Origin of the sequence: Klebsiella sp. JN_Kp126, from assembly GCF_033843325.1 — a bacterium.
GTDB classification, from domain to species: domain Bacteria; phylum Pseudomonadota; class Gammaproteobacteria; order Enterobacterales; family Enterobacteriaceae; genus Klebsiella; species Klebsiella michiganensis.
This window is the reverse complement of record NZ_JAWXQV010000101.1, coordinates 28,219-47,251: the sequence shown is the minus strand read 5'-3', so window position 1 is coordinate 47,251 and position 19,033 is coordinate 28,219. Positions and strand designations below refer to the sequence as shown.

Annotated in this window: 15 protein-coding genes and 3 tRNA genes; 16 read left to right on the top strand and 2 right to left on the bottom strand. The window is 52.9% G+C overall.

Annotation, left to right across the window (positions count from 1 at the left end; all coding sequences use genetic code 11):
* The first annotated feature begins 1 nt into the window (after position 1).
* The 4 genes from SIK97_RS28740 (at position 2) to SIK97_RS28725 (ending at position 1,076) form a co-directional block, all read left to right on the top strand.
* Positions 2-78, top strand: a tRNA-Met gene (locus SIK97_RS28740).
* A gap of 45 nt (positions 79-123) precedes the next feature.
* Positions 124-198: transfer RNA gene (locus SIK97_RS28735), tRNA-Gln, on the top strand.
* A 97-nt stretch (positions 199-295) separates the two neighbouring features.
* Positions 296-370 (top strand) — tRNA-Gln (locus tag SIK97_RS28730).
* 124 nt (positions 371-494) lie between these two features.
* Positions 495-1,076, top strand: a complete 582-nt coding sequence (locus SIK97_RS28725) for a hypothetical protein (protein WP_032748715.1) — start codon at positions 495-497, stop codon at positions 1,074-1,076.
* Positions 1,077-1,083: 7 nt separating this feature from the next.
* Here the strand turns inward: SIK97_RS28725 and ubiF are convergent, their stop codons facing one another.
* Positions 1,084-2,259 carry a 3-demethoxyubiquinol 3-hydroxylase gene (gene ubiF / locus SIK97_RS28720; RefSeq protein ID WP_025106392.1) on the bottom strand — a complete coding sequence of 392 codons (1,176 nt, stop codon included), beginning with the start codon at positions 2,257-2,259 and terminating at the stop codon, positions 1,084-1,086.
* A 208-nt stretch (positions 2,260-2,467) separates the two neighbouring features.
* Between ubiF and miaB the strand changes: the two genes are divergently transcribed.
* The 11 genes from miaB (at position 2,468) to SIK97_RS28665 (ending at position 15,540) form a co-directional block, all read left to right on the top strand.
* Positions 2,468-3,892 (top strand): tRNA (N6-isopentenyl adenosine(37)-C2)-methylthiotransferase MiaB, encoded by a 1,425-nt coding sequence (miaB, locus tag SIK97_RS28715; protein WP_004111391.1) that lies wholly within the window; start codon positions 2,468-2,470, stop codon positions 3,890-3,892.
* A 144-nt stretch (positions 3,893-4,036) separates the two neighbouring features.
* Positions 4,037-5,083, top strand: coding sequence for a PhoH family protein (locus SIK97_RS28710; RefSeq protein ID WP_004134159.1), 1,047 nt, complete (start codon positions 4,037-4,039; stop codon positions 5,081-5,083).
* Entirely contained in the window at positions 5,080-5,547 is a 468-nt protein-coding gene (gene ybeY / locus SIK97_RS28705; RefSeq protein WP_004130446.1) for an rRNA maturation RNase YbeY, read from the top strand. Before SIK97_RS28710 ends, ybeY begins: the two co-directional genes overlap by 4 nt.
* Positions 5,548-5,645: 98 nt before the next feature.
* Entirely contained in the window at positions 5,646-6,524 is an 879-nt protein-coding gene (gene corC / locus SIK97_RS28700) for a CNNM family magnesium/cobalt transport protein CorC (protein ID WP_004130445.1), read from the top strand.
* A 22-nt stretch (positions 6,525-6,546) separates the two neighbouring features.
* Positions 6,547-8,085 carry an apolipoprotein N-acyltransferase gene (lnt, locus tag SIK97_RS28695; RefSeq protein WP_025106393.1) on the top strand — a complete coding sequence of 513 codons (1,539 nt, stop codon included), beginning with the start codon at positions 6,547-6,549 and terminating at the stop codon, positions 8,083-8,085.
* A gap of 358 nt (positions 8,086-8,443) precedes the next feature.
* Entirely contained in the window at positions 8,444-9,355 is a 912-nt protein-coding gene (locus tag SIK97_RS28690; protein WP_004848819.1) for an amino acid ABC transporter substrate-binding protein, read from the top strand.
* Between the two features lie 163 nt (positions 9,356-9,518).
* Positions 9,519-10,259, top strand: a complete 741-nt coding sequence (locus SIK97_RS28685; RefSeq protein WP_014837812.1) for an amino acid ABC transporter permease — start codon at positions 9,519-9,521, stop codon at positions 10,257-10,259.
* Positions 10,259-10,933: a glutamate/aspartate ABC transporter permease GltK gene (gene gltK / locus SIK97_RS28680; RefSeq protein ID WP_004848815.1), complete on the top strand. Its 675-nt coding sequence runs from the start codon at positions 10,259-10,261 to the stop codon at positions 10,931-10,933. Before SIK97_RS28685 ends, gltK begins: the two co-directional genes overlap by 1 nt.
* Complete coding sequence (locus SIK97_RS28675) at positions 10,933-11,658, top strand: amino acid ABC transporter ATP-binding protein (RefSeq protein WP_004848813.1); 726 nt, start codon at positions 10,933-10,935, stop codon at positions 11,656-11,658. The genes gltK and SIK97_RS28675 overlap by 1 nt, the downstream gene beginning before the upstream one ends.
* A gap of 371 nt (positions 11,659-12,029) precedes the next feature.
* Positions 12,030-13,697 carry a ShlB/FhaC/HecB family hemolysin secretion/activation protein gene (locus SIK97_RS28670; protein ID WP_049101536.1) on the top strand — a complete coding sequence of 556 codons (1,668 nt, stop codon included), beginning with the start codon at positions 12,030-12,032 and terminating at the stop codon, positions 13,695-13,697.
* A 55-nt stretch (positions 13,698-13,752) separates the two neighbouring features.
* On the top strand, positions 13,753-15,540 hold the full coding sequence (locus SIK97_RS28665) for a filamentous hemagglutinin N-terminal domain-containing protein (protein ID WP_057173505.1): 1,788 nt from the start codon (positions 13,753-13,755) through the stop codon (positions 15,538-15,540).
* Positions 15,541-15,738: 198 nt separating this feature from the next.
* Here the strand turns inward: SIK97_RS28665 and SIK97_RS28660 are convergent, their stop codons facing one another.
* Complete coding sequence (locus SIK97_RS28660) at positions 15,739-16,221, bottom strand: zinc ribbon-containing protein (protein WP_004848806.1); 483 nt, start codon at positions 16,219-16,221, stop codon at positions 15,739-15,741.
* A 226-nt stretch (positions 16,222-16,447) separates the two neighbouring features.
* Here SIK97_RS28660 and leuS point away from each other — a divergent pair, with 226 nt between their 5' ends.
* The gene (leuS, locus tag SIK97_RS28655) at positions 16,448-19,030 is read left to right on the top strand and encodes a leucine--tRNA ligase (RefSeq protein WP_025106396.1); all 2,583 of its coding nucleotides are present in this window, start codon (positions 16,448-16,450) and stop codon (positions 19,028-19,030) included.
* Positions 19,031-19,033 lie beyond the last annotated feature (3 nt).

The following is a 19,033-nucleotide window of genomic DNA, read 5'->3' as shown; positions in this document are numbered from 1 at the left end:
TGGCTACGTAGCTCAGCTGGTTAGAGCACATCACTCATAATGATGGGGTCACAGGTTCGAATCCCGTCGTAGCCACCATACAAAGGAATTATTGATTCAGTTCGATAAATCCAAAAGAATTGTTGGGGTATCGCCAAGCGGTAAGGCTCTGGTTTCTGATACCAGCATTCCGAGGTTCGAATCCTCGTACCCCAGCCAATTTTAAAAGTCGCCCACGCTGTGCGCGCACCCGTTGGAGTATCTCCAGGCGCTAAGCCACCGGTTTGACCCCGGTACGAAATGGTCAACGTAAAATTGGGGTATCGCCAAGCGGTAAGGCACCGGATTCTGATTCCGGCATTCCGAGGTTCGAATCCTCGTACCCCAGCCAACAAAAAGCAAAAAGCTCGCTTCGGCGGGCTTTTTGCTTTATGAATTCCGAAAAAAGCTGACCTGAAGTGTACCTCGTTCTCAGCTCTGATAAATTACAGAGTCAATGAGTAAAAGGATTTACGATGAACTATCAGGTTTTCCCTCTCTTTACCCGCACCATAACCTTGCTCTTTTTTCTGATCGGCTTCGCTTTCTGCCTGTTCGGGATTTCAGCCTTACTAACCTACAGCATCGTGGTTGGTTTGTTTTTTCCCGTCGGCATATCCATGCGCCTGCATCGGCTCAACGAAACGGGCCTCGCGCTAACGCTCACCGAGGATACCCGCTGGATAACCTACATTCATGGCTTCCCGGCTAAGGAGCAGAGAGACGTCATTAAGAATCCCTGTTTTTGGTCAACAGAAAGAATGCGGCAATTTTTTCTTCGCTGCTTTGCGAGCAAGATGATTCTTCAGGCAGCATGTATCGCCATCCTTGCCTGTGACGTTCTGTCTTCCGAAGGCGACGCGGTAACTGCCATCCTTGCGCTGCTGGCGCTGCTGTTCCTGCTCTATATGTCAGGTAAAAGCGCCTATTCCTTCTATTTGCTCGCCACGAATCAGTGGCAGTGCGAATCCCTGACAACCTCTGGCGGCAGTATCTGGTATCAGGGATTCTTGCCCAAAAAAGAGGGTAAAGACACGCTGTTTGCGCGATTATTTTGAATGCGGATTATAGCCCCAACGCGTATTTCAACGCCTGACGCTTCAGTCCGCCGGCGCGTTCGGCCGCCATCAGCCCAATGTTTCTCAGCATACGCACCGGGGGCAGATCGTTGCTAAACCCGGCGTAAAACAGATCCATCCCAGACTGCATAATAAAGTTGTCCGCCTGACGGCGCGTCTGGTAGCGCTTAAGTACCGGCAGGCTGGCCCACTCTTCGCCGTGGGCTTTTGCTCTGCCAAGAATATCGAGCAGCGCATCGACATCGCGATAGCCGAGGTTAACTCCCTGCCCCGCCAGCGGATGAATGGTGTGCGCAGCATCGCCCACCAGCGCCAGCCCCGGCTTAACATACTGCAATGCGTGGCGGCGGGTGAGCGGGAAGGCGCCCGCGCTCAGCGGCGTAATCTCTCCCAGCCGCGACGGGAAGTGGCGAGTAATTTCCTGCTGTAGCTGAGCCATGCTCATGCCCTGCAGCTGGCGGATCCGCGCCGGCGCGTCGTACCACACCAGCGAGGCCCAATGATCGAACAGCGGTAAAAACGCGCGCGGCCCCGCCGGTGTGAACTGCTGCCAGGTGCTGTCGCCGGGATCGTCCGCACACTGTACGCTGATCAACATACAGGATTGCTGATACTGCCACGCGTGGATGCCGATTCCGGCCAGCTGACGCACCTGCGAACTGGCGCCGTCCGCACCCACCACCAGCCGCGCATCAAGCTGGCTGCCGTCGGTCAGCGTTAAGGAGGCGTACGTTTCTTCCCGACGCATCTCCTGGAGCGATGTCCCCACCTGCAGCGATATGCGCTCATGGGCTTCCAGCGCCTGCCACAGGGCTCGCTGCAGGACGTTATTCTCCACCATATAGCCCAGTTCCGGCAGCTTCAGCTCCGCGGCGTTGAAGACAACATGGGCGCTTTCCCACTCCCAGGTTTCTAGCTGGCGGTACGCATGGGCGCGCATGGACCGCACGCTGTCCCAGACGCCGAGGCCTCTCAGCAGCCCTACCGATGACGCGCTGATTGCCGAAATACGCACGTCAGGCGGTGAAGACGCATCAAAAACCGGTGGCGCGTTTTTTTCAATGACCGTCACCGTAAAGCCCAGCTGCGCCAGGCCAAGCGCGAGGGCGCCGCCAACCATCCCGCCGCCGACGATAACGACATCTGTTGCATGAATTGTCATGGCTATTATCCTTAAACCCGAATCCCCTCAGTTTACCGGATTTTTATTCGGCTTGTGGTGATTACGGTCGTACTGGTCAGGGCGCGGTCAAAGCATTACAATACGCGCCCTGCAATCCTGGCTTTATATCCGTCACCCTTCACATTGCAGAGCAACATCCGGTGAAGACGCTGACTTTGGGTATACCTAATTAAGCATGAGCAAGTCGATGACAAAAAAACTCCATATTAAAACCTGGGGCTGTCAGATGAACGAATACGATTCATCAAAGATGGCCGATCTGCTGGATGCCACCCACGGGTATCAACTCACTGAAGTGGCGGAAGAAGCGGATGTGCTGCTGCTCAATACCTGCTCAATCCGTGAGAAGGCTCAGGAAAAAGTATTCCATCAGCTAGGACGCTGGAAGCTGCTGAAAGAGAAGAATCCCAACCTGATCATCGGCGTTGGCGGCTGCGTGGCCTCTCAGGAAGGCGACCATATTCGCCAGCGCGCCCACTACGTCGATATTATTTTTGGGCCGCAGACCCTGCACCGTCTGCCGGAAATGATCAACTCGGTACGGGGCAACCGCAGCCCGGTCGTCGATATCAGCTTCCCGGAAATCGAAAAATTCGACCGCCTGCCGGAACCGCGCGCCGAAGGCCCAAGCGCCTTTGTTTCCATCATGGAAGGCTGCAACAAGTACTGCACCTACTGCGTGGTGCCATACACTCGCGGTGAGGAAGTGAGCCGCCCAAGCGACGATATCCTGTTTGAAATCGCCCAGCTTGCGGCTCAGGGCGTGCGTGAAGTCAACCTGCTCGGGCAGAACGTAAACGCCTGGCGCGGGGAAAACTATGACGGCACCACCGGTAGCTTTGCCGATCTCCTGCGTCTGGTTGCGGCGATCGACGGTATCGACCGGATCCGCTTTACCACCAGCCATCCCATCGAGTTCACCGACGATATCATTGAGGTTTACCGCGATACGCCGGAGCTGGTCAGCTTCCTGCACCTGCCGGTACAGAGCGGCTCCGACCGCGTGCTGAACCTGATGGGCCGAACCCACACGGCGCTGGAATATAAAGCGATTATCCGCAAACTGCGCGCGGCGCGTCCGGATATTCAGATCAGCTCCGACTTCATCGTCGGCTTCCCTGGCGAAACCACCCAGGATTTCGAGCAGACCATGAAGCTGATTGCCGATGTGAATTTCGATATGAGCTACAGCTTCATCTTCTCCGCGCGTCCGGGAACGCCGGCGGCCGATATGGTCGACGACGTACCGGAAGAGGACAAGAAGCAGCGTCTGTATATTCTCCAGGAGCGCATCAACCAGCAGGCGATGGCCTGGAGCCGCCGTATGCTCGGCACCGTGCAGCGCATTCTGGTGGAAGGCACCTCACGTAAGAGCATCATGGAGCTGTCTGGCCGCACCGAAAATAACCGCGTGGTGAATTTCGAAGGCTCGCCTGAGATGATCGGCAAGTTTGTCGATGTCGAGATCACCGACGTCTGGACAAACTCCCTGCGCGGTAAAGTGGTGCGCACCGAGGACGAAATGGGTCTGCGCATCGCGGAAACCCCGGAGTCGGTGATTGCCCGCACCCGTAAAGAAAACGATCTTGGCGTCGGTATCTACCAGCCATAATCCGTTCAGGCCTGCCGGCTCCGGCAGGCCTTGTATTTCCTCTCCTGAACCCAATATCTATAGCGATGCTTGCGCCATATTCCGATGACGTGAATAATTTCCTGACCGGCTACCTTCCGGCTATCTATGTATAAGAGGAACAGCTTGAATACAGACACTCGCGAAATCACCCTTGAGCCCGCGGACAACGCCCGTCTGCTGAGCCTGTGCGGCCCGTTTGATGACAACATTAAACAGCTGGAACGCCGCCTCGGCATCGAGATTAACCGTCGAGACAACCACTTTAAACTGACCGGTCGGCCGATTTGCGTCACCGCTGCGGCGGATATCCTGCGCAGTCTGTACGTCGATACCGCGCCGATGCGCGGCGAAATTCAGGATATTGAACCGGAACAAATTCATCTGGCGATCAAAGAAGCCCGCGTGCTGGAGCAGAGCGCCGAAAGCGTGCCGGACTACGGTAAGGCCATCAATATCAAAACCAAGCGCGGCGTGATTAAGCCGCGTACGCCGAATCAGGCGCAGTACATCGCCAATATTCTCGACCACGACATTACCTTCGGCGTCGGCCCTGCCGGGACCGGGAAAACCTACCTGGCGGTCGCCGCCGCGGTAGACGCGCTGGAGCGCCAGGAGATCCGCCGTATTCTTCTGACCCGTCCGGCGGTTGAGGCCGGCGAAAAACTGGGCTTCCTGCCCGGCGATTTGAGCCAGAAAGTTGACCCGTACCTGCGGCCCCTTTACGACGCGCTGTTCGAGATGCTCGGCTTCGAGAAAGTCGAAAAGTTGATTGAGCGCAACGTGATTGAAGTCGCGCCGCTGGCCTATATGCGCGGCCGTACGCTGAACGATGCGTTTATCATTCTCGACGAAAGCCAGAACACGACCATTGAACAGATGAAAATGTTCCTGACCCGTATCGGCTTTAACTCTAAGGCGGTCATTACCGGCGACGTCACGCAGATTGACCTGCCGCGCAGCACCAAATCGGGCCTGCGCCACGCGATTGAAGTGCTGGCAGAAGTCGATGAGATCAGCTTCAACTTCTTCCATAGCGAAGACGTCGTGCGCCACCCGGTGGTCGCCCGCATCGTTAACGCCTATGAAGCCTGGGAAGAAGCAGACCAGAAACGTAAAGCAGAACTGGCCGCCGAGCGCAAACGCGAAGCCCAGGAACAGGAGCATAAATGAGTCAGGTCATTCTCGATTTACAGCTGGCTTGCGAAGATAACAGCGGAATGCCGGATGAAGCCCTGTTTCAGCGCTGGGTCGATAGCGTTATCCCACAGTTTCAGGAAGAGTCGGAGCTGACGATTCGCCTGGTTGATGAAGCGGAAAGCCACGAGCTGAACCTGACCTATCGCGGGAAGGACAAACCGACTAACGTGCTCTCTTTCCCGTTCGAAGCCCCGCCGGGTATCGAAATGCCGCTGCTTGGCGACCTGGTCATCTGCCGTCAGGTGGTTGAACAGGAAGCGAAAGAGCAAGGTAAACCGCTGGAAGCGCACTGGGCGCATATGGTGGTCCACGGTAGCCTGCATCTTTTGGGCTATGACCACATCATTGATGAAGAAGCGGAAGAGATGGAATCCCTCGAAACAGAGATAATGCTTGCTCTGGGCTATGAGGATCCGTACATTGCCGAGAAGGAATAACCCGTTGCCGGCTTTGCCGGCGACTGGCCGCTATGCCGGGCGCTGAGTATACGCGTGACGAGCGACTATTTAACTAACATGAGAACCCATACGACGCCATGAGCGACGACAATTCACACAGTAGCGACACAGTAAACAGCAAAAAGGGATTCTTCTCCCTGTTACTCAGCCAGCTCTTTCACGGTGAACCCAAGAATCGTGACGAACTGCTGGCGCTGATCCGTGATTCCGGGCAAAACGACCTTATCGACGAAGATACGCGCGATATGCTCGAAGGGGTAATGGATATCGCCGACCAGCGCGTCCGCGACATCATGATCCCCCGCTCGCAGATGATTACCCTGAAACGCAACCAGACGCTGGACGAGTGCCTCGATGTGATCATCGAATCGGCCCACTCGCGTTTCCCGGTGATCAGCGAAGATAAAGATCACATCGAAGGGATTCTGATGGCCAAAGATCTGCTGCCGTTTATGCGCAGCGATGCCGAAGCCTTCAGCATGGAAAAAGTGTTGCGTCCGGCGGTTGTCGTGCCCGAGAGCAAGCGGGTTGACCGCATGCTGAAGGAGTTTCGCTCTCAACGTTATCATATGGCTATCGTTATCGATGAGTTTGGCGGCGTCTCAGGTCTGGTGACCATTGAAGACATCCTTGAGCTCATCGTCGGTGAAATAGAAGACGAATACGACGAAGAAGAAGATATCGATTTCCGTCAGCTGAGCCGCCACACGTGGACGGTGCGCGCGCTGGCCTCAATCGAAGATTTCAACGAAGCGTATGGCACCCACTTCAGCGATGAAGAGGTCGACACCATCGGCGGTCTGGTCATGCAGGCGTTTGGTCATCTGCCTGCCCGCGGCGAGTCTATCGACATTGATGGTTACCAATTCAAGGTCGCAATGGCTGACAGTCGACGTATTATTCAGGTACATGTAAAGCTTCCTGATGATGCCCCGCAGCCGAAGCTGGAAGACTAATCCAACGGGACGATTAACCTAAATGGTATTTGCCTCTCTTATTGAACGCCAGCGCGTACGTTTGCTGCTGGCGCTGTTATTCGGAGCCAGCGGAACGCTGGCTTTTTCACCTTATGACTTCTGGCCCGCAGCCCTTATTTCGTTAATTGGCCTACAGGGTTTAACCCTCAACCGACGTCCCCTGCAAAGCGCCGCAATTGGCTATTTCTGGGGATTAGGGCTGTTCGGCTCCGGTATTAACTGGGTCTACGTGAGCATCGCGCAGTTCGGCGGTATGCCCGGTCCGGTCAACGTTTTCCTGGTGGTTCTGCTGGCGGCCTATCTGTCGCTCTATACCGGATTATTTGCCGGCATTCTTTCGCGCCTGTGGCCGAAAACCAGCTGGATACGCGTTGCCATCGCCGCCCCGGTGATATGGCAGGTTACCGAGTTTCTGCGCGGCTGGGTGCTGACCGGCTTCCCGTGGCTACAGTTCGGCTACAGTCAGATTGACGGCCCGCTCAAAGGCCTGGCGCCCGTGATGGGCGTTGAGGCAATTAACTTCCTGCTGATGCTCGTCAGCGGCCTGCTGGTATTGGCTATCGCGCAGCGTAACTGGAAGCCGCTGATTGCCGCCGTCGTGCTGTTCGCCCTGCCCTTCCCGCTTCGCTACATTCAGTGGTATCAACCGCTGCCGGCGCGCGCGACCACGGTTTCGCTGGTACAGGGCGATATCCCCCAGGCGATGAAATGGGACCAGAATCAGCTACTCAACACCCTGAAAACCTATCTGGATCTCACCCAGCCGCATATGGGTAAATCGCAGCTGATCGTCTGGCCGGAGTCCGCGATTCCGGATCTGGAAATTAACCAGCAGCGCTTCCTCAGCATGATGGACGACCTGATGCGGTCGAAAAATAGCTCGCTGATCACCGGCATCGTCGATGCGCGTCTGAACGCGCGGAATCGCTACGATACGTACAACACCATTATTACGCTGGGCAAAGATAACCCATACAGCTACGACTCAAAGAATCGCTACAACAAGAATCATCTGGTGCCGTTTGGTGAGTTTGTGCCGCTGGAATCGATTCTGCGTCCGCTGGCGCCGTTCTTCGACCTGCCAATGTCCTCTTTCAGCCGCGGGCCGTACGTGCAGCCGCAGCTGGTGGCGCATAATATGCGTCTGACGGCGGCTATCTGCTACGAGATCATTCTTGGCGAGCAGGTGCGGGATAACTTCCGCCCGGATACGGATTTTCTGTTAACCATTTCGAATGACGCATGGTTCGGCAAATCTATCGGCCCGTGGCAGCACTTCCAGATGGCGCGAATGCGCGCGCTGGAGCTGGCCCGTCCGCTGCTGCGCAGCACCAATAACGGCATTACCGCGGTCATCGGCCCACGCGGTGAAATACAGGAGATGATCCCGCAGTTCACCCGCGCCGTATTAACCACCAAAGTGACCCCAACGGCAGGACTGACGCCGTACGCGCGTACGGGGAACTGGCCGCTGTGGGCGTTAACCGCCTTGTTTGGCTTTGCTGCGCTGCTGATGAGCCTGCGCCAGCGCCGTCAATAATTGCTTCTCCCGCGGCGGCACTCGTCGCCGCGGTCATCTCCCCTTCTTATCCATTCTGGCACGACCATTGCTTAATAAATTCATGTCGCAACGCGATCCTCGGGGGGTACAACCCGGTTGCACCACCATCGATCGTCAGGCGGCGCTATTTTGGTGCAATGGGGGATTTTTGCCTTTAAATGGTGCGGTGCGCTTCGCAAAAATCAACAATATAAGAGCAAAATCTTTACATTAAGCCAAACTAAATGCTAACAAACACATACAAATGCTGCACGCAAAGACGGCAGCGATAAAAAAGCACACACATTCACAATGGGTATCAATAGCGTCTGACGGCGCTGAGGATAAGGAGTCGGATATGCAATTACGTAAACTGGCCGCAGCAATGCTGGTCATGGGCCTCACCGCTGGGGTGGCGCATGCAGAAGATGCGGCATCCACCGCTGGCCAGAGCACTCTGGATAAAATTGCCAAAAACGGCGTTATCGTCGTTGGTCACCGTGAATCATCCGTTCCGTTCTCTTACTATGACAACAAGCAGCAGGTCGTTGGCTACTCTCAGGACTACTCGAATGCGATCGTTGATGCCATCAAGAAGAAGCTGAACAAACCGGATCTGCAGGTCAAACTGATCCCGGTTACCTCACAAAACCGTATTCCGCTGCTGCAAAACGGCACGTATGATTTCGAATGCGGCTCCACCACCAACAACCTTGAACGCCAGAAACAGGCGGCCTTCTCCGATACGATTTTCGTCGTCGGTACCCGTCTGTTGGTGAAAAAAGGCGGCGCGATTAAAGATTTCCCGGACCTGAAGGATAAAGCCGTCGTCGTCACCTCCGGCACCACCTCCGAAATTCTGCTGCACAAGCTGAACGACGAGAAAAAAATGAATATGCGTATTATCAGCGCAAAAGATCACGGTGACTCTTTCCGTACTCTGGAAAGCGGTCGCGCGGTGGCCTTTATGATGGATGACGCGCTGCTGGCGGGCGAACGTGCGAAAGCGAAGAAACCGGATAACTGGGAGATTGTCGGTACCGCTCAGTCTCAGGAAGCCTACGGCTGCATGCTGCGCAAAGATGACCCGCAGTTCAAAACGCTGGTCGATGAGACGGTCGCCCAGGTTCAGACCTCCGGTGAAGCCGAAAAATGGTTCGATAAGTGGTTTAAAAATCCTATTCCGCCAAAGAACCTGAATATGAACTTTGAACTCTCTGACGAGATGAAAGCGCTGTTCAAATCACCTAACGATAAAGCTCTTAACTAATTAAAAAAACAAAGGGCGGGGAATCCTGCCCTCCCGATTGTTGCTACGGCGCGGACAGACTATACGGCGGCTGGTCGTTCCCCAGCGGCCGCGAATACCGAAACAGGCTGAGCAACAATCTTCGAGGGTAGCGCTGCTACCCTTTTTTTTCCAGGAGTCATTTATGTCAATAGACTGGAACTGGGGAATATTCCTGCAACAGGCCCCGTTCGGCAACACCACCTATTTAGGCTGGCTGTGGAGTGGTTTTCAGATCACCGTCACCCTGTCGGTAACGGCCTGGATTATCGCATTCTTTGTAGGTTCGCTCTTCGGTATTCTCCGTACGGTCCCGAACCGTCTGCTGTCGACTATCGGCACCTGCTACGTTGAACTTTTTCGTAACGTCCCGCTTATCGTTCAATTTTTCACCTGGTATCTGGTGGTGCCTGAACTGCTGCCGGAAAACATCGGCATGTGGTTTAAGTCCGAGCTGGATCCGAATATTCAGTTTTTCGTTTCTTCGATGCTGTGTCTGGGATTGTTTACCGCCGCGCGCGTCTGCGAGCAGGTTCGTTCCGGTATTCAATCCCTGCCGCGCGGCCAGAAAAACGCCGGGCTGGCGATGGGGCTAACGCTCCCGCAAACTTACCGTTACGTTCTGCTGCCCAACGCCTATCGCGTTATCGTGCCGCCAATGACCTCTGAAATGATGAACCTGGTGAAAAACTCGGCCATCGCTTCCACCATTGGTCTTGCCGATATGGCCGCCCAGGCGGGTAAGCTGCTGGACTACTCGGCCCATGCCTGGGAATCGTTTACCGCTATCACCCTCGCCTACGTGTTTATCAACGCCGTTATTATGCTGATCATGTACGTGGTCGAACGTAAAGTCCGCCTGCCGGGCAATATGGGGGGTAAATAATGTACGATTTTGACTGGAGCTCCATTATTCCTTCCATGCCATACCTGCTGGCAGGGCTGGTGATTACCTTAAAAATTACCGTGACCGCGATTGTTGTCGGGATTGTGTGGGGGACGATCCTGGCCGTGATGCGCCTGTCGAGCTTCCTGCCGCTGGCGTGGTTCGCCAAAACCTACGTTAACGTTTTCCGCTCCATTCCGCTGGTGATGGTACTGCTGTGGTTTTATCTGATTGTTCCCGGGTTCCTGCAGAACGTGCTTGGCCTGTCGCCGAAAACCGATATCCGCCTGATTTCAGCGATGATCGCCTTCTCCATGTTTGAAGCGGCCTATTACTCGGAAATTATCCGTGCCGGCATTCAGAGTATCTCGCGCGGCCAGTCCAGCGCCGCGCTGGCGCTGGGCATGACCCACTGGCAATCCATGAAGCTGGTGATTCTGCCGCAGGCCTTCCGCGCCATGGTACCGCTGCTGCTGACGCAGGGCATCGTCCTGTTCCAGGATACCTCGCTGGTTTATGTTCTGAGCCTGGCCGACTTTTTCCGCACCGCCTCAACTATCGGCGAGCGTGATGGAACCCAGGTAGAAATGATCCTGTTCGCAGGCGCCGTATATTTTGTGTTTAGTCTCAGCGCATCGCTGTTGGTCAGCTGGTTGAAGAAAAGGACTGTGTAATGATTACCCTGAAAAATGTTTCAAAATGGTATGGTCACTTTCAGGTGCTGACCGATTGCTCCACGGAAGTGAAAAAAGGCGAAGTGGTGGTGGTCTGCGGGCCTTCGGGTTCGGGTAAATCAACGCTGATTAAAACCGTAAACGGCCTGGAGCCCATTCAGCAAGGTCAAATCATCGTCGACGGCACCACCGTCAACGATAAAAAGACCAACCTGGCCAAACTGCGCTCGCGCGTCGGGATGGTATTCCAGCACTTTGAGCTGTTCCCGCATTTATCGATTATCGAGAATCTCACCCTGGCGCAGGTCAAGGTGCTCAATCGCGACAAAGCCGCCTCCCGGGCGAAAGGGCTTAAGCTACTGGAACGCGTGGGGCTTTCCGCTCATGCCGAAAAATTCCCCGCCCAGCTCTCGGGCGGCCAACAGCAGCGCGTGGCCATCGCCCGCGCGCTGTGTATGGATCCTATCGCCATGCTGTTTGATGAACCCACTTCCGCGCTGGATCCGGAGATGATTAACGAAGTGCTGGACGTTATGGTTGAACTGGCAAATGAAGGGATGACCATGATGGTGGTCACCCATGAAATGGGCTTTGCGCGTAAGGTAGCCAACCGGGTTATCTTTATGGATGAAGGAAAAATTGTCGAAGACGCCGATAAAGAAGCGTTTTTTGCTAACCCGCAATCTGAACGCGCCAAAGACTTCCTCGCCAAAATTCTGCACTAATCTTCCGGCGTGTACGGTACCGTACACGCCTTTTATCTCTTCCCGCTCCTGTCTCTCTCCATAGTTATGGCAATAGCTTTGCCGCTCTCAAATACGCGTCATAAATATATCCAGCCTCACGCCAAATAATTCACGACCTGAAACGCTCAATTCAACAAAAATTCACTCTTTACATCGTGGATTACATAATCTGTCATAGATAACATGGCGCGGATTTGACAACAACGCTGAGCGCCGGCAGCGGATTTTTTTGATTTTAGAAAATTAAGATTCTTAAGATTGAGAACCCGGCTTCGTTAACCCTACTCAGTTAACGCTAAACATTCTTGACAAGGCTATAACGGACGAGTGAAACAAATGGATATTGCTTCGTGAATAATAAAAGTCTCATAACCGCCCTTTCTCTTTATATTCTGTTAACCGCATCGACATTGGCGAATGTATCGATTAGCAATACCAATCAGGTGGAACAGGATAAGGCACGTCAAAGCGCATTGGCACCAGCACAGCAGGAATATTCGGCATCAGGTACAGGATCGCAAAAATATAAACTCGCCTTTCCACTTGAAGCAACCTGCCGATATATTAACCATGTTGAAATTATTTCCGCTGACCACAAGTTGACCCGCGGTCTGTTAGGCAATATCGCTCGCCAGGCAGAAAAAAAGTGCCTGGGTATTGAAGGCATACGTCTACTCACCACAACCTTGCAAAATGAACTCATTGCCCGGGGATATATCACTTCGCTTATTGATGTACCTTCACAATCCTTGAATGATGGCATTCTGAGCATCACGTTGAGCTATGGCTATATCGGTAATATTAGCTGGGCTGCCGGCAATAGCGCGACAACCAGCCTGTGGAATGCCATACCGGCTAAAACAGGGGATATTCTGAAGCTAACCGAACTGGAACAGGGGATGGCTAACCTGCAACGTTTACCCGGCTCATCGGCGCAGATGAAAATCATGCCGGGTAAGAACCATGCGGAAAGCGATATCCAAATCTCCCGGCATCTGGCACGAAACTGGCAAGTAGGCGCATGGCTGGATGATGCAGGAAGCCGTAGCAGCGGGCGTTACCAGGCCGGTGGCGCGCTTTATCTTTATGACCTGACGACGCTAAATGACATTTTCTATTTATCCATGGGGGGCGATGTCGAGTTTAATCAACATAACGATGGCAACCAGAATAAAAGCCTCTATTATTCTATTCCCTTTGGATTTTGGTCACTCAATCTTTACGGTTCACAAAGTGAATATCGTCAGCAGTTCAATGGCAGATACTCCACCATTGAATATAAAAGCAAAAATGATTATGCCAGCGCAACCTTAACGCGTCTAATTTCGCACACCCGCCAGCAAAAAACAACCATTGATGCGCGAATAGCAAAAAGTACCTCACATTATTATTTTGGTGGCAGCGAACTGAGCGTTATGCGCAAACAGAATCCTGCCTGGGATATTACGGCACATCATCAGCGATATTTTACCCATACAATCGTAGATGCCAGCCTGGGCGTACAGCGTAGCCTTCCCTGGCTCAGTTCAATGCCAACTCCGGAGGAAAAAGCCGGTCTGTACAGTAAGCTTTCGCGCATTATTCATGCCGACCTTCAAGCCTTAATGAAGTTTGAATCAACGGGGGATAAATTCAGCTATGCTCCGCATATTAATATACAAATTAGCCCCGATATCTTATCCGCAGACAATCAATTTAATATAGGCAATCGTTGGACGGTACGAGGTTTTGACGGTGAAAGAACCCTTTCAGGAAATCAAGGCTGGTACTGGCGCAATGATTTCATCTGGGATATGCCCGCCCCGGAACGACAGCTGTACTTAGGCATAGACGTTGGACGCATTACAGGAACAGAGCAGTACGGAAATGGCAAAGTCATGTCTGGCGCCACGGTGGGAATACGCGGAAGCATAATTTCAACTCAGTATGATTTATTCATCGGAACCCCACTGATAAAGCCAAACGGTTTTCATACAGACCCTGCAAACCTGGGATTTTCATTACAATGGAGGTATTAAAATCAGTTTTTCAACGCATCAGTTAACCTCATTTATTTCTAAAGGACTCTATTAAATGTTTAAATTCAATTTAACCTATGTTGCGCTAGCAGCAGCATTGAGCTCAAGCTTTGTTTATGCCGACCCGACAACTTACACCCATTTATCAGGCGCCAAAGTCATTGATATTGAAAAACCCAATGCCGCCGGCGTCTCACATAATATGTATCGTGAGTTTAATGTTGATAGTAAGGGTGTTGTTCTGAACAATAGCCCCAGCGATCTCTCCCATGCGACGTTGGGGAATATCGCTAAAAATAACAATCTGACTAATGGTAGTGCTTCTGTTATTCTTAACGAAGTTACCTCAAACCGTGCAAGCTCACTGAATGGATTTATTGAAGTTGCGGGTCAGCGAGCTGATGTGGTTATTGCTAACCCCAATGGTATTTCCTGCTCAGGATGTAGTTTCATCAACACCAATAAGGCGATTTTAACGACAGGAAAGGTAACATTCTCTGATACTGGCGCTATCGCCAGTTATGACGTTACCGGGGGTAAACTGTCCATCGACAAGAATGGAATGGATGCCAGTAATAGCTATGCGGTTCTGCTCGCCGATGCGATAGCCATTAACGGTACGGTTAATGCTACGAACGCGATAGTGGCCGCAGGAAACTTCACCTTTGATAACGGCTCTGGCGCGATAACCTCAGCGGGCAAAGCGGCAACGGCACGGCAGTATGTTTACCCTGAATATAGTATCGACATTAGTGATCTTGGCGGCATCAAAGCCAATAGTATTACTATGGTTGGCAATAATTTAGGTTTTGGCGTTCGAAATAAAGGCGCTATTGTTGCTAACACCAGCCTCTCTTTGACCAGCTTTGGCTCACTCACCAACGAAGGCTCTATCGCCAGTAATGGTATGATGACTCAGGTACTCTCTGCAGGCAATTTTAAAAACACGGGAAATATATCCTCGAATAATATCGCTTTACTGAATAGCCTCAGTTCGATAAGCAATAGCGGAACCATTTCCAGCACAGGAAATTTATTAGTCAACGCATCCGGAAATATCGAAAACACGGGTAAATTCAAAGCAGCCTCCACATTGAGCGTAATGACTAACGGTGACCTGAAAACGACATATGGTTCCAATTTACTTTCAGATAATCAGTTGATAGTCACCGCCGCCGGTAATATTGACAATGGAGGTTCAACAAGAGGTAAAAACACAACGGTGACCTTTGGAGGGGATTCGCTTAAAGTCACTGGCAATATTTTTGGCTACGATACTCTGCTGGTTCAGGCGAAAATAAATGACCAAGCTACATCTGGGGAAATTACCAATTCTGGCACCACCTCCGGCGGCAACGTGACCGTAAAAACCGATGGTACTCTGACGTTAAAAAAAGGGAGTTTTATGGAAGGTGCTGATACGCTGACAACAAAAAGCTACCAGCTAAAGAATGAAGGATATATTGGTGGACACAATATGAATATCGAAAATGATGTTACCAGCAACTATGGCGCGATTGTTGGCCGTGATAACGTTGTAATTAAAACCTATAACGATCTTTACAATGAAGGTGAAATTTTAAGTTCAACAAACATGACCTTGGATACACAAAATCACGGTAATATCACTAACCGTTATCACATTGGTGCTGGCGCCACATTAACCATGTCGGCTAAAAAAGTGATTAACGGAGGATACCGCTGCGGTTTCCTGGGGTGGACAACCTGTGGCAAAGGCACGATTTCCACGACTAATCTGGTTTTAAATTCTTCACATAAATACGCCAGTGAAATGGGCGGCACTCAGCAGTTTAAGAGCGCGACCATTAACACCATCAATTAACATGAAGTTATCATTGAAAATGCGCGTCTTTTTTTAAAAGAAAGTTAATGCTGGTGCTTCGGCACCAGCATTTTTACGCATACAGATGAAGGGTTAGCCTGCCCTTTAAAAGGAAGGCCAATATATTAACGCGCTTTATATTGGCCCTCGGGCTGGCTTAACGCCAGTGTAAAGGCTCCGCAAATATCTCTCCCGTATTTACGGCTCGAATGGCCGGCGCTGGAACTGATCGTGCCCGCATTTTGGACAACGCGGTAGCACATCCGGCGTATAAACCGGCAGATGGTAATGGCACTTCTCACACACCAGATTGCCGAGCCCCACGACTTCGCCGCTGTGATAGACGCCGTGGTGGCTGAGATCCTGGAACACCTCGCGCCACTCAAGCTGAGTTTTATCGGTAATATCCGCCAGCTCCTGCCACAGGCTCTCTTTGATCACCCGCATAAAGACGCTATCAGTTAGCTCATCCTGACTCTCTTCATAACTGAGCGCGAACTCTTCCAGATCGCGTCTGACAGCGCGGATCACATTCTCGATTTCGCTCTGCGTTAACTCGCCGGACTGGCTAATCCTGACCCTGGCCTGCTCCACCAGCGCATCAATATCGCGTTCTCCATTGCGTAACCGCTCGCTGAGCGTCGACACCAGCTCTCGGTAGAATTGAGCAACCTTGTTCATCTTTTCGCCTCCGGTGTGGTTAACTTCTTCTTATGATAGACGTTATCTGCGGATTGCTCTGCCAGCCAAGCCACAGAGTCGCGAAATATTCTCCACCGCTTTCATCTCTGTAAGTGTGTGAAAGGCTGTTTTGACGTTGGCGTTTGGGCTATGCTATGCCGATCTGAAATAACACATCCATTGGCTACATTTTGTAGCTGTATTGAAAACAGGACCACTGGCTGCCATGCAAGAGCAATACCGCCCGGAAGAGATAGAATCAAAAGTCCAGCAACACTGGGACGAGAAGCGTACCTTTGAAGTTACAGAAGACGAGAGCAAAGAGAAGTATTACTGCCTGTCGATGCTTCCCTATCCTTCTGGTCGACTACACATGGGCCACGTGCGCAACTATACCATCGGCGACGTGATTTCCCGTTACCAGCGTATGTTGGGCAAAAATGTTCTGCAGCCTATCGGCTGGGATGCGTTTGGTCTGCCTGCGGAAGGCGCCGCGGTGAAAAACAACACCGCTCCAGCCCCGTGGACCTACGACAATATCGCCTACATGAAAAACCAGCTGAAAAAGCTGGGCTTCGGCTATGACTGGAGCCGTGAAGTGGCAACCTGCACCCCGGAATACTACCGCTGGGAGCAGAAGTTCTTCACCGAGCTGTATAAAAAGGGGCTGGTCTATAAAAAAACCTCCGCGGTAAACTGGTGCCCGAACGATCAGACCGTTCTGGCGAATGAACAGGTTATCGACGGCTGCTGCTGGCGCTGCGACACGAAAGTTGAGCGTAAAGAGATCCCGCAGTGGTTTATCAAAATCACCGCCTACGCTGACGAGCTGCTGAACGATCTGGATAACCTGGATCACTGGCCTGATACCGTTAAAACCATGCAGCGCAACTGGATTGGTCGCTCCGAAGGCGTCGAAATCTCCTTCGACGTTAACGACTACGCCGACAAGCTGACCGTTTATACCACCCGCCCGGACACCTTTATGGGCTGTACCTACCTGGCCGTCGCTGCGGGTCACCCGCTGGCGCAGCAGGCAGCAGCCAATAACTCCGCGCTGGCGACGTTTATCGACGAATGCCGTAATACCAAAGTTGCCGAAGCCGAAATGGCAACCATGGAGAAAAAAGGCGTCGATACTGGCTACAAAGCGATTCACCCGCTGACCGGCGAAGCGATCCCGGTATGGGCGGCAAACTTTGTGCTGATGGAGTACGGCACCGGCGCGGTGATGGCCGTTCCGGGTCACGATCAGCGCGACTACGAGTTTGCCAGCAAGTACGGTCTCAACATCAAGCCGGTCATCCTGGCCGCTGATGGCTCCGAACCCGATCTCTCCGAACAGGCGCTGACCGAAAAAGGCGTGCTGTTCAACTCCGGCGAATTCGACGGTCTGGATCACGAAGCTGGCTTTAATGCCATCGCGGATAAGCTCGCGTCTCTTGGCGTCGGCGAACGTAAAGTGAACTACCGTCTGCGCGACTGGGGCGTTTCCCGTCAGCGCTACTGGGGTGCGCCGATCCCAATGGTGACCCTTGAAGACGGTACCGTGATGCCGACGCCGGAAGATCAGCTGCCGGTTATTCTGCCGGAAGACGTCGTGATGGACGGCATCACCAGCCCAATCAAAGCCGACCCTGAGTGGGCGAAAACCACCGTTAACGGCCAGCCGGCGCTGCGCGAAACCGATACGTTTGACACCTTTATGGAGTCTTCCTGGTACTACGCGCGCTACACCTGCCCGCAGTATGACCAGGGTATGCTCGACCCCGAAGCAGCCAACTACTGGCTGCCGGTCGATATCTATATCGGCGGTATCGAACACGCCATTATGCACCTGCTCTATTTCCGCTTCTTCCACAAGCTGATGCGCGACGCGGGCATGGTGAACTCTGACGAACCGGCTAAACAGCTGCTTTGCCAGGGCATGGTGCTGGCAGATGCCTTCTACTATGTTGGCGAAAACGGCGAGCGTAACTGGGTCTCTCCGAAAGAGGCGACCACCGAGCGCGACGAGAAAGGACGTATCGTTAAAGCCTTCGATCCGCAGGGTCGCGAGCTGGTCTATACCGGCATGAGCAAGATGTCCAAGTCGAAAAACAACGGCATCGACCCGCAGGAGATGGTGGAACGCTACGGCGCGGACACCGTGCGCCTGTTTATGATGTTCGCTTCTCCGGCCGACATGACGCTGGAGTGGCAGGAATCCGGCGTGGAAGGTGCGAACCGCTTCCTGAAACGCGTCTGGAAACTGGTTTACGAACACACTACCCTGGGTGAAGCCCCTGCGCTGGACGTTGCCAGCCTCAGCGAAGATCAAAAAGCGCTGCGCCGCGACGTGCACAAAACCATCGCGAAAGTGACCGATGACATCGGCCGTCGTCAGACCTTCAACACCGCGATTGCGGCGATTATGGAGCTGATGAACAAGCTAGCGAAAGCGCCGCAGGAAAACGATCAGGATCGCGCGCTGATGCGTGAGGCCCTGCTTGCCGTGGTTCGCATGCTCAACCCGTTCACCCCGCACGCCAGCTTTACCCTGTGGCAGGAGCTGGGCGGCGAAGGTGATATTGACAACACGCCGTGGCCGGTCGCTGATGAAAGCGCAATGGTTGAAGACACGACTCTGGTCGTGGTCCAGGTAAATGGTAAAGTTCGTGGTAAAATTACCGTTGCGGTGGATGCAACTGAAGAGCAGGTTCGTGAGCGCGCGGGTCAGGAGCATCTGGTCGCGAAATATCTCGACGGTGTGACCGTACGTAAAGTGATCTACGTTCCGGGTAAACTGCTCAATCTGGTCGTTGGCTAAGCG